The organism is Glaciihabitans sp. GrIS 2.15, from assembly GCF_035984695.1.
GTDB lineage: Bacteria > Actinomycetota > Actinomycetes > Actinomycetales > Microbacteriaceae > Lacisediminihabitans.
Genome location: NZ_JAXCHU010000001.1, coordinates 492,407 through 504,383 on the forward strand (window position 1 = coordinate 492,407; position 11,977 = coordinate 504,383).

At 62.6% G+C, this 11,977-nt stretch carries 7 protein-coding genes, 1 tRNA gene and 2 pseudogenes; 3 read left to right on the forward strand and 7 right to left on the reverse strand.

Going from position 1 to position 11,977, the window contains the following annotated elements:
• Positions 1 to 103 precede the first annotated feature (103 nt).
• From RCH11_RS02375 to aceE, 5 genes are all read right to left on the reverse strand, one after another.
• Positions 104 to 352, reverse strand: coding sequence for an acyl carrier protein (locus RCH11_RS02375; RefSeq protein WP_327055371.1), 249 nt, complete (start codon positions 350 to 352; stop codon positions 104 to 106).
• Positions 353 to 392: 40 nt separating this feature from the next.
• Positions 393 to 1,397, reverse strand: a complete 1,005-nt coding sequence (locus RCH11_RS02380; protein WP_327055372.1) for a beta-ketoacyl-ACP synthase III — start codon at positions 1,395 to 1,397, stop codon at positions 393 to 395.
• Entirely contained in the window at positions 1,394 to 2,311 is a 918-nt protein-coding gene (locus tag RCH11_RS02385) for an ACP S-malonyltransferase (protein ID WP_327055373.1), read from the reverse strand. Before RCH11_RS02385 ends, RCH11_RS02380 begins: the two co-directional genes overlap by 4 nt.
• A gap of 161 nt (positions 2,312 to 2,472) precedes the next feature.
• Complete coding sequence (locus RCH11_RS02390; protein WP_327055374.1) at positions 2,473 to 3,672, reverse strand: PucR family transcriptional regulator; 1,200 nt, start codon at positions 3,670 to 3,672, stop codon at positions 2,473 to 2,475.
• An 18-nt stretch (positions 3,673 to 3,690) separates the two neighbouring features.
• Positions 3,691 to 6,417: a pyruvate dehydrogenase (acetyl-transferring), homodimeric type gene (aceE, locus tag RCH11_RS02395; RefSeq protein ID WP_327055375.1), complete on the reverse strand. Its 2,727-nt coding sequence runs from the start codon at positions 6,415 to 6,417 to the stop codon at positions 3,691 to 3,693.
• A 153-nt stretch (positions 6,418 to 6,570) separates the two neighbouring features.
• Between aceE and RCH11_RS02400 the strand changes: the two genes are divergently transcribed.
• From RCH11_RS02400 to RCH11_RS02410, 3 genes are all read left to right on the forward strand, one after another.
• Positions 6,571 to 7,458: an aldose 1-epimerase family protein gene (locus RCH11_RS02400; protein ID WP_327055376.1), complete on the forward strand. Its 888-nt coding sequence runs from the start codon at positions 6,571 to 6,573 to the stop codon at positions 7,456 to 7,458.
• A gap of 78 nt (positions 7,459 to 7,536) precedes the next feature.
• Positions 7,537 to 8,010 carry a peroxiredoxin gene (locus RCH11_RS02405; RefSeq protein WP_327055377.1) on the forward strand — a complete coding sequence of 158 codons (474 nt, stop codon included), beginning with the start codon at positions 7,537 to 7,539 and terminating at the stop codon, positions 8,008 to 8,010.
• Between the two features lie 97 nt (positions 8,011 to 8,107).
• Positions 8,108 to 8,183 (forward strand) — tRNA-Val (locus RCH11_RS02410).
• Positions 8,184 to 8,367: 184 nt separating this feature from the next.
• Here RCH11_RS02410 and RCH11_RS02415 read toward each other — a convergent pair.
• Both RCH11_RS02415 and RCH11_RS02420 read right to left on the reverse strand, forming a co-directional pair.
• Positions 8,368 to 8,613: pseudogene (locus RCH11_RS02415) on the reverse strand (IS3 family transposase); the annotation flags it as partial.
• Between the two features lie 15 nt (positions 8,614 to 8,628).
• A pseudogene (locus RCH11_RS02420) lies at positions 8,629 to 11,721 on the reverse strand (RHS repeat domain-containing protein); the annotation flags it as partial.
• Positions 11,722 to 11,977 lie beyond the last annotated feature (256 nt).

An 11,977-nucleotide genomic window follows, 5' to 3' on the forward strand; every position in this document is an offset into this window, starting at 1 on the left:
CTGGTGAATAGACGCGACGGGCGTCCTCCGACGGGCGCGGCCAACTCCACAGGATCCTCTGGAGCTGGCCAGCCGCGTTGGTGGGCCCAGCGGGCCCGATCTTCTAGTCCTGGGCGGCGACGATGAAGCTCACGGCATCACCGACGGTCTTGAGATTCTTGACCTCTTCGTCGGGGATTTTCACCTCGAACTTCTCTTCTGCGTTGACGACGATGGTCATCATCGAGATCGAGTCGATGTCGAGGTCGTCGGTAAACGACTTGCCCAGCTCCACCGAATCGGTGGCGATACCGGTTTCGTCATTGATGAGCTCGGCGAGACCAGCCAGTACTTCTTCGGTGGACAGTGCCATTGTGTTATCTCCTAGGGGTGTCGATTGACCGTTGATTATCTTACGGGAGCACAACGACCTGGGCTCCGAAGACCAGGCCCGCGCCGAATCCGATCTGCAGGGCGAGTCCGCCGCTGAGCTCCGGATGCTCCGCGAGAAGCCGGTGAGTGGCGAGGGGGATCGAGGCGGCCGAAGTGTTTCCGGTGGTGGCGATATCCCGCGCGATCAGGACGGATTCCGGCAGCTTGAGCTGTTTCGCGAATTCATCGATGATGCGCATGTTGGCCTGATGGGGAATAAACGCGGCGAGATCCGCTGGGGTGATGCCGGCGACTTCAAGAGCCTGCTTGGCGACCTTTGCCATATCCCAGACCGCCCAGCGGAACACGGTCTGACCCTCTTGGCGGAGGGTCGGCCACTCGGCGGTACCGTCGCGGAAATCGGTGAGTGTGGAGTTCATCCCGACCGCATCCGCTTTGGAACCGTCGGAGCCCCAGACCGCCGGAGCGATGCCGGGGCTGTCACTCGGTCCGATCACCACGGCACCGGCTCCGTCTCCGAGCAGGAAAGAGATGGAGCGATCGGTGGGGTCCACCACGTCGGAGAGTTTCTCGGCACCGATCACCAGCGCGTAGTGTGCGGCACCCGAGCGGATGAGCGCATCGGCCTGAGTGACCGCGTAGCTGAATCCGGCACAGGCCGCGTTGGTGTCGTAGGCCGCTGCTGGATTGGAGCCAACCCGATCCGCCACAACCGCGGCCATCGAGGGGGTCTGCTGCACGTTGCTGATGGTCGCGATGATGACGAGGTCGATCTGGCCAGCGGCCACGCCGGATTTGGCAATGGCTTCGCGGGCGGCATCCGTGGCGAGGTCCACCGCGAGGACGTCAGCCGAAGCTCTTGTACGGGTGATGATTCCCGTGCGCTGCTGGATCCATTCGTCGCTGGAATCAATCGGCCCGATGAGGTCCTCGTTGGGCACGACCACATCACCACGCGCCGCGCCATAGCTGTAGATGCGAGTAAATTCCGCGCCGTGGGTCTGGTTCAGGATGGGGTGGCTCATGACTTCCCGTCAATCAGGTCGAATGCTGCGGCGAGGTCGTCCGGAGTCTTGACGGCAACCGTTGGCACTCCTGTGAGGCCGCGCTTCGCCAAACCCACCAGGGCTCCGGCGGGGGCGATCTCGATCAGGCCGGTAACACCAGCGGCCGCGAACGCGTCCATTGTCTTGTCCCACCGTACGGGGGAGGAAACCTGCCCGACGAGCAAGTCGAGAAACACGGATCCGTTTGAGACGACGGTGCCGTCGTGATTGGTCCAGATCGTAAGCGTCGGGTCGTGTTTGCGGAGCCCCTCGACCACCGGTGCCAGCTGAGCCACCGCCGGCGACATATACCGCGTGTGGAATGCACCGGCAACCTGCAGGGGAATGACTCTCGCCCCGGCTGGGGGGGCGTCCTTGAGCGTGGCGAGTCCGTCGAGTGCTCCCGCGACGACGATCTGGCCGCCGCCGTTGAAATTGGCCGGCTCTAGACCAAGGGGGATGAGGCGGGAGAGCAATTCCTCTTCTGACGCTCCGATCACGGCGCTCATGCCGGTGGGCTCGAGTGCTGAGGCGCTGGCCATGGCCGTTCCGCGTTCGCGCACGAGTGTCATCGCATCCGTTTCGCTCAGGATTCCCGCGGCCGCCGCCGCGGTCACCTCGCCGACAGAATGGCCCGCAACGCCACCGATTCGGTCACGTCGTCCCTCGAGGAGAACGGACAGGGCGAGAAGTCCGGAGGCCACGATGAGCGGTTGGGCAACCGCCGTGTCGCGGATGGTGTCGGCATCTGACGTCGTGCCGTGCGTCGCAAGATCCAAGCCCGAGGCATCCGACAGCATTTGGAGATGATCGGCGAATCGGGATTCCGCTAGCCAGGGAGAGAGGAAGCCGGGAGTTTGCGAACCCTGGCCGGGACAGACGACAACGATCATCACCCCAGTCTGCCGTGCATCGCGCCGGTGTGGGTTGTAGAGCTCCACTAAGAAATGTGCCGTCAATAGGGGCGATCCCACAAGGGTGACGCACGGTCGAACCCGGTGATCGTCCTGAGGCTGGCAGCCAGCGTCGGCTACCGAGGCTGGCTACCCGGCACCTAGCGCCGGCGCAGCGGACCGTCCGGCTCGGCAATCGAGCCGATGATCAGCGCCGCCTGTAAAATGAGAGACTCTCGCGCTCCGGTGGCATCCCAGCCGATCACTTCGGAGACTCGCTTGAGGCGATATCGCACGGTATTGGGATGCACGAAAAGTTCGCGAGCAGTGGCTTCGAGCGAACGACCATTGTCCAGATAGCACCACAGGGTGGCGAGCAGCTCGGTCGAATGCGCCTGCAGGGGCTTGTAGATGCGGTTGATAAGTGTTGCGCGGGCGAGGGCGTCGCCCGCCAGAGCGCGCTCGGGCAGAAGGTCGTCGGCGAGGGTGGGCCGCGGCGCGTTCCGCCAGGAGCGTGCGACCGCGAATCCGGCGAGAGCGGCTTTCGCGCTGCGGGATGCCTCCACCAGGGACGGAACCTGGTGCCCCAGCACAAGATAGCCGTCGCCAAAGCCCGGCTCGAGTGCCGTTGCGATATCGAGGAAAGGGGTGAGGGTCGCTCCGGCAGGCTCGTCGGCTTGCGGCGTGGGATGGGCGCGCCCGATCACGAGCACCAGCCGGCTTCCCTGCACGCCGATCAGCACATCGGCATCGAGGTGTCGGGCGGTGCGGCGCAACATGTCTACATCGAGCATCTTCGGAGCGGTCCCCACCAGCACAGACACCTCGCCGTGTCCGTGCCAGCCGAGGGCGGCAATGCGTGACGGTAGTTCGTCGTCGTACTCTCCGCTGAGGATGGAGTCAACGACGAGGGCTTCGAGCCTGGCATCCCACAGTCCGCGGGCTTCGGCCGCTCGGGCGTAGACATCCGCCGCAGCGAAGGCGATCTCCCGCGAATACAGCAGTATGGCTTCGCGCACCGTCTCGTCCGCGCCCCTGACCCGGTCTTCGACCACTTCCACCGTGACCCGGATGAGCTGCAGCGTCTGAGTGAGACTCACCGAACGCAAGAGCTCCCGAGGCGCGGCGCCGAAGACATCAGCTGCGATCCAGGGGGTTGACGTGGGGTCGTCGTACCAGTGGATGAAGGAGGTGATGCCAGCCTGGGCGACAAGGCCGACGGCGGAACGCCGACCAGGCGGCATCTCGCCGTACCAGGAGAGGGTGTCGTCGAGTCGCTTCAGAGTCGCTGTGGCGAGCTCACCAGAAATCGCCCGCAGCCAGGCGAGTGTCTGTTCCTTGGTCTTGACCGCGGGTGCCATGTTTTTGCGAGCCTCTGGCTAGCTCTCGCCACCCGCAGTGCCGGTCGTGCCAGCTGTCACATCGTGCAGGCGGTAGCGCTCGATCGCCTGCTGCGGGATGCCCGGGTGGAGTTTTCCCTGCGCGACGAGCGACTCGAGAGTCCGAACCACAATCGACGGTCCGTCGATTTTGAAGAATCGACGGGCGGCGGCGCGGGTGTCCGAGAAACCGAAGTCATCGGCACCGAGCGTGGCGAAATCTCCGGGCACAAAGGCACGGATCTGGTCCGGAACCGCATGCATAAAGTCAGTGACCGCTACAAACGGACCCTCTGCTGCCGCGAGCTTGTGCGTCACGTAGGGCACACGCTTCTCGGAGTTCGGGTTGAGGAAGTTTTCCTCGGTAGCAGCCAAGCCGTCGCGCCGCAATTCAGTCCACGAGGTAACGGACCAGACATCCGCCGAAACGCCCCAGTCTTCGGCAAGCAGTTGCTGGGCCTCAAGCGCCCAGGGCACTGCGACTCCGGAAGCAAGAAGCTGCGCCTTCGGTCCCTGGGTCGTGCCAGCACTGAGCCGATAGATGCCTGCGAGAAGCCCCTCGATATCGAGATCTTCCGGCTCTGCCGGCTGCGCCAGTGGCTCGTTGTACACCGTGAGGTAGTACATGACGTTCGGGTGCGGATGCGACCCCCCGTACATGCGCTCGAGGCCGTCCCTGACGATGTGCCCGAGCTCGTAGCCGTAAGCGGCGTCATAGGAAATCACGGCCTGGTTGGTTGATGCGAGCACCAACGAGTGTCCGTCGGCGTGCTGCAGTCCCTCGCCAGTGAGAGTGGTGCGACCCGCGGTCGCGCCGATGATGAAGCCTCGTGCCATCTGGTCGCCGGCTGCCCACATCGCATCACCCGTGCGCTGGAACCCGAACATCGAATAGAAGATGTAGACCGGGATCAGCGGCTCACCGTGGGTGGCGTAGGAGGTGCCTGCGGCGGTGAAGGCCGCAAAGCCTCCCGCCTCGTTGATGCCGACGTGCAGGATCTGGCCCTGTGCGCTCTCCTTATAGGCGAGCAGTTGCTCACGGTCCACGGAGGTGTACTGCTGCCCGCTGGGGTTGTAGATCTTGGCGGTGGGGAAGTACGCGTCCATGCCGAAGGTGCGAGCCTCATCCGGGATGATCGGCACGATGCGATGCCCGAAGTCCTTGGCTTTTAGAAGATCCTTGAGCAGACGGGCGAAGGCCATCGTCGTGGCTATCTCCTGCTTGCCGGAGCCTCGTTTTGCGATCGCGTACGCCGACTCATCCGGCATGCTAAGGGGGATGTGACGGGTTCGACGTTCGGGCAGGTAGCCACCCAGCGCCGACCGGCGTTCCCGCATGTACTGGATAGCCTCGTCGTCCTCACCCGGGTGGTAATAGGGCGGCAGATAAGGATTCTCCTCGAGCACTGCATCCGTAATCGGAATGCGCATTGCATCGCGGAACTGCTTGAGGTTGTCAAGCGTGAGCTTCTTCATCTGGTGGGTGGCGTTGCGTCCTTCGAACGACGGCCCGAGGCCGTAGCCCTTGACGGTTTTGGTGAGGATGACCGTTGGCTGGCCCTTGTGCTCGGACGCCGCTTTGAAGGCGGCGTAGACCTTGCGATAGTCGTGGCCGCCCCGTTTGAGACCCCAGACCTGGTCGTCGGTGTAGTCCTTGACCATCTCGAGCGTGCGCGGGTCACGACCGAAAAAGTTCTCACGAACGTAGGCGCCGCTCTCGGCCTTGTACGTCTGGTAATCACCGTCGGGTGTGCGATTCATCAGGTCGCGGAGCGCGCCTTCCGAGTCGCGGGCCAGCAGTTCATCCCACTCGCGGCCCCAGATCACCTTGATGACGTTCCAGCCGGCACCGCGGAAGAAGCTCTCGAGCTCCTGGATGATCTTGCCGTTGCCGCGCACCGGTCCGTCGAGGCGCTGCAGATTGCAGTTGATGACAAAATTAAGGTTGTCGAGACCGTCGTTAGCGGCCAGCTGCAGCGCGCCACGACTCTCGACCTCATCCATTTCTCCGTCGCCGAGGAATGCCCAGACCTGCTGGTCCGAGGCGTCCTTGATTCCGCGATTGGTGAGGTATTTATTCAGCTGCGCCTGGTGGATCGCGTTGATCGGTCCGAGCCCCATCGACACGGTGGGGAACTGCCAGAAATCCGGCATAAGGCGCGGATGCGGGTAGGACGAAAGTCCGCCTCCCTGGTGAGACTTCTCCTGGCGGAACCCGTCGAGTTGGTCGGTCGACAGTCGGCCCTCGAGGAACGCCCTGGCGTACATGCCGGGGGAGGCGTGCCCCTGGTAGAAGACCTGGTCGCCACCACCGACATGGTCGTGGCCGCGGAAGAAGTGATTGCTGCCGACTTCGTAAAGCGTCGCCGAGCCGGCATAGGTGGAGATGTGTCCCCCCACGGAGATGCCGGGGCGCTGCGCGCGATGCACCATGATGGCGGCATTCCAACGTAGCCAGGCGCGGTAGCGGCGCTCGACCTCTTCATTACCAGGAAATTCGGGTTCGTTTTCCGGGGCGATCGTGTTGAGGTAGTCCGTGGTCGGAACCATCGGCACTCCGAGATGAAGCTCCTTCGACCGCTTCAGCAGGCTGAGGATGATCTCGCGCCCGCGCTCATGACCCTGCGCTGCCACCAGCGCATCGAGGGACTCCTGCCATTCCGCAGTTTCCTCAGGGTCCTGGTCGGTGTGATTCACCGAGTAGGGGTCCTGGTCGTTTACCGTCAACGTCGACCTCGCATCTTTTCCGTGGACAATCCGTACCCCGCACGGCGAAGATCGGGTTGCGACCGTCGCCACGATGTAGGGCCTTGTCAAGTCTAGTTCTCACGCCAGTCGCCCTCGCGCACGGTGGGTGCACCCGGGAGTAACGTCGGCGGTATGGCGATCGTCGAACTCGGGAACCAACACCTCACCCTGACTATCAACTCGAAGGGCGCTGAAATGGCCAGCCTCGGGCTGAACGCCCCGGGCCGGGGAGATCAGGAACTCCTGTGGCAGGGTGGCGAAGCATGGCATCGACGTGCCCCGGTGCTCTTTCCGATCATCGGCCGGATGCCCGGTGACGAGTTGACGCACAGGGAAGTTGCGTATCCCATCACCCAGCACGGGTTCGCGCGTGACCGGGAGTTCTTATTTGACCGGATCAGCGATACCGAGGTCGAATTCACCCTCGACGATTCGCCAACAACTCGCATTCATTTCCCGTTCTCGTTCCGTCTAGCAGTTCGCTTCGAGTTGGTGGATGCCACAGTCCGGGTTACCCAAACCGTTTCGAACCCCGGGTCTGAGCCATTCGCGGCATCCCTCGGCGCTCACCCCGGTTTCGTTTGGCCACTTCCGGGGGCTGCGGGTAAGGGTCAGCACGTCATCGAGTTCGAACTGCCAGAGGCGGCACCTATCCGTCGCCTCGAGCAGGGCCTGCTCGCGGTCGACTCCTTCCCGAATCCCGTAATCGACCGCACGCTGAAGCTCGATGTGTCGCTTTTCGAGGCGGATGCCGTGATCTTTGATCAGCTGTCGAGTCGCTCGGTCCGCTACTCTGCGCCCGGTGCTCCGAGCATCACCGTGGAATTTCCGGATTTCCCGATTCTCGGGTTGTGGTCGAAGGCACCGGGCGAGTTTGTCTGCATCGAGCCATGGTTCGGCATGACAGCAGCATCGGACTTCTCCGGCGAATACGACAAGAAGCCTCATCAGTTCGTACTCGGACCGAGCGAGAGCCGCGAGTTCACCTACGGCGTCATGATCGAGCATCCGGCATCGTAGGTACGAGCCGCTTCCGGGCGTATGGTTGAAGATTGTGTTTACCGGATGTTCACATCTTCCGGAGGATAGGAATTACGCATGACTCTGGAAAACGACACCCAGGCACCCGATTTCGAACTCCCCAACCAATTTGGGGAGCACATCAGGCTGAGCGACTTCCGCCACAAGAAGCCCGTCGCCCTCGTCTTCTTCCCCCTCGCCTTCTCGAGTACGTGCACGAGCGAGCTCTGCGACTTGCGCGATAACCTCGCTCTCTTCAGCGACAAAAGCATCGAACTGCTCGGAGTTTCGGTCGACTCCAAGGCCACCCAGCGGGCGTTCGCCGAGGCCGAGGGTTACGACTTCAATCTTCTCGCCGACTTCTGGCCGCACGGTGCTGTCGCGAAAGAATACGGCGTCTTTCTCCCCGAAAAGGGCTTCGCGAATCGAGCGAGCTTCCTCATCGACCTGAACGGCATCATCCGTGCGAGTTTCGTCACGGCGCCGGGTGAGGCCCGATCTATCGCGGCCTACCGCGATGCGCTGGCCGAGCTGGCTCCGCTGACCGTCTAGATTTCGTTGGGATCGCGCTCCCCCAGCGAATCTTGGGGCAGTGCGGATGCCTGTACGATATAAATTCGTCGCGGTCTTCCCCCTTGGTATGTACTGCGGGCCTTTAGCTCAGTTGGTAGAGCGCCACGTTTACACCGTGGATGTCATCGGTTCGAGCCCGGTAGGGCCCACCATATAAAGCGCTGGTCAGAGGTTGATTCGCCCCCCCATCCTGGGCGGCTCCACTTCTTCGGCCCCGCCGTGTTGGTGTGGTGTTGGTGCGTAAGGTCACTGAGTCAGACTCACTGGGAATTTCGGACCGATATCAGTCGCAAACGAATCGCTGTCGATTGAAATGACTTGTCGTGTTTAAGGCATTCAGTCTGCGTGAGTGGTCTCGGCGTGGATTACCTCGAACTCGATCGGGGTGAAGCATCCGAGGCGTCGTTGGCGGCGCCGGTGATGCTAAGTCAATTCGATCCAAGTCACGATGGCCAGGCGCAATTCCTCCCGGGTCTGCCACCGTCTTTTATTCAGTGCTATTTTTCGCGGCAGTGAGAAAAACGATTCCATGGCGGCGTTATCGGCGCACGCTCCAACTCGCAAAGCTGTACCGCAGACACCTGCGCCCGTCGGGTCGTTTCCGTTGATGGGGTCATCGCCGGCGTAGGCATATCCATTTGCGTTGGCTGGGTCGAGTGGGTTGTCGGGGGTGTCTTGTTGGGTCGAGGTTCCGGTGGTGGGGTTGTACCAGCGGAGGCCGAACTTGACCAGCCCGGAGCCGGGGTCTTTGATCCCGCCGTGGAATGCGTACGGGTTCTGCGTAGCGCCGTTGCCGGTCCCGCCGCTGGTGAGTGTTTGCACTCCCCACGGGTCGTACTTGTAGGCGAAGGACACGGTGGCGCTGTTGGTGAGCAGTCCGACCGGGTTTTCGGTGCCATCGAAGACGAGCATGCAGGCTTGGTCGCTCGAGGTCACAATCCCGAGCGGTTGCCCGGTAGTGGGGTCATCGAACACGTACGCCTGGGAACCGTTGATGCTGTACTGCTCAATCTCGGGTTGCCCGTTCGCGTCGGTGCGCCCATACACAAGTTTCGTGGCGATCGGCGAGGACCCGCCTCGAGTTTCGGACAGCACCTCGGATTGGGAGGCGCCGGCGTACGTGTAGGTGCTGGTGACACCGCTGACGACGGCTTGGGTCATCTGCTCCGCTGCGTTATACGTGTATGTCGCTGTCGGGGTGGCGGTCAAATTTCCGGCACCGTCGTAGCTGTACCCGGTGTTGGTGATCTGGTTGGCCGCGTTGAAGGTCAGGGTTTGGGTGGCCGGGTTCGATCCGGTCACGACCGCTGTTTTCCGGTTCCCGTCCGCGTCGTAGGTGTACGTGTACGTGTTGTTCGTCACACCGCCGGACTGGGTTACCGTGAGCAGTCGCCCGCCGGCGTCGTAGCCGAAGGCGGTGACTTGCCCGGTGAGATTGTCTTTCTGCCACTGCAGTTTCGACCGGTCCGTAGATGTTCCGGTGCCGCAGGTCGGGGCGGGACTTGCCGTGTTGTGGCAGTAGGTCATATCCAACACTGGGGTGATGGTGGTGGGTGCTTGCCCGGTCGCAGCGCTCAATCCACTGATCCGCCCGGAGGTGTCGTAGGTGGTGTGCACGTGTCCTGCCCAGTAGGTGCCGGTCGAATCGGCTTGCAGGTACTGGTCGGTGCGCCGTCCCTGGTCATCCGTTGTGAAGACCAAATGTTGAAACGAGCCGTTGTGCGGATATTTCATATCCTGCAGCACACCAGAGGTGTCGTAGGTGTTCGTGATTGTTCCGAACCCGTCGGTGGTGGTGACCAGGTTCGATGCCCTGTCGTAGGTGTACGTTTCGGTGCCGCCGCCGGCGGTGTTCGCTGTCGTGAGGAGTCGGCCGAGTTGGTCGTAGGTGTTGGTGATCGTCCCGGACGCTGAGACACTGGTCAAACGCTGCCCGGCATTGTTGTACGTATTCGTCACCGTGGTGAGGCCGCTGGAAAACGCGGTGGTCAGGAGCCGGTCGATGTTGTCGTAGCTGTAGGTGGTCGTGTTATGGGTGGTGGTGGTGGTGCCTCGCCCGTCGGTGATCGTCTTCAGTCGACCGAACCCGTCATAGGTGAGAGCTTTCACGCCGAGGCTGGTGCCGGTGGGCGGGGTGATCGAGTTCAGTTGCAATGTGTACTGGTCATACCCGTACCTGGTCGGGTTTGCCGGGGTTGTCCCGACGGCAACATTGTTCGGCGCTGTAGCTGTACTGACGGTCCCGTTCGGGTTGTAGGTCAATGCTGCGGTCGCGGCGAGGGTCGCATTGGTGGTCGAGTCGGTGGTCGGGTCGATGTTGCCGGATCCGGTGTAGTGGTTCACCGTCTGGTCCCCAGTGTCGCTGCTGGTGGAGGATGGAAGGTAGGCGGTGCTGCCCGTGTTCGCATACGCAGCCGTCCGGGTCGCACCTACCGGGGCTGCGGCCGCGGTCAACGACTGGCCGGCGTTCGCACCGAACGTGTTCACTGATGTCCCCGTGGGGGTGGACCCGGCCGGCGGGGTGGTGTCGGTGTTTCCGCTGGTCGACGCGGCCGGTGCAAGATTGGTGGGACTGTATGTGGCGGAACGTTCCCGACCCATCTGATCGGTCACTTGGGAGACCAGATATCCGCTGCCGATCGCGAACGTCAGGTGCGGGCCGGTCGCAACCCCCGTACCGGTGGACGTGTCAGGTCCGGCAACCAGTGTTTGGCTGGCTGACGGGTACGTGAGGCGGGTCGTTGAGGTGCCCGGAGAACCTGCGGTCGTATTGTGCTGGTCGATCTGGGTGACCCGACCGGAGCTGTCGTAGCTGACATCAGTTTCGGCACCGGTGACGGAGATTATCTGGGTCAGCATGCCGGAGGTGTAGGTGAACGCGGTGCTGTTACCCATCGTGTCAACAATGCTGGTCAGATCAGATGCCGCATTTTTGATGTACTTCACACTCCGGGTCAACACCCCATTCGTCTGCGTCACCGTCTCCGTGAACGTGGCCGCGTTATAGGCGATCGTTGCCGTGCGTGCGGAAGTCGGACCGGCCGAGGAAGTGACGCTGGTTGGATTCCCGTAGGGGTCGAACCCGAATGTGGTGACGTTCCCGTTCCGATCGGTGATCGTTTTCCCCAACCCATTCGAATCGAACGCTTCCACCGTTTGCGACACATAAGAGGTGAGGGTGTATCCGCTCACCGTCCCACCGGTCAGCTGCGCCGCCACCGTGGCCTGAAATCCTGCCGGAGAGGTGAACGCCACCGCGGACCCGGCCACCGGGGCGAACGACCATGTTGCATCATCGGCGGTGACGAACACCAGAGCCCCCGAGGTCGAGTTCAGCGTGAGGGTACCGGCTCCTGCCGCGCTGCCAATCCACTTATTCGCTCCCGGCCGTGACGGAGCGCCGACCACTTGCGACATGGAGTTGAACACCGCAGTCAACGGGACTGCGGAAGTCACCCCCGGTAACGTCATCGCCTGGGTCGCCACCTCCAAATTCCCGGTCCCCACATCGACCGCCGCCGATACCTGGTCACTGATCGGAAACGACACATGAGTCGCGGACGGCCGCGCCCCGGTCATCCCAACCACGGTCGGAGCCGGCAGCGGAGACGCCGACGCCGACAACGGAATCGCGCCCACCAGGCCCACCGCTAGTACCAACGAAACTGACGCAGCTAAAGTTCCCCGCATGCGAGAGGAAAAGTGTGAAATGGTCACCACTGACTCCACATCCGACAACACCGAGAGGGTCAACGTCGCCGGCTGGGAGAACCGCAAGCGACGTTGCTGTCGATGTTCGGACGGGCCAATCCAGGGAGAAGATCAGTGGGTCGGAGCGGGACAGTGGCCACTGAGTATTTGAGCTTTTGGGGGCCACCGATATTGACGTTCGGGGCCACTGGTCGATCTGGTCAGTAGCGCGGTGTGGGGCCACCGAGTATTTCCG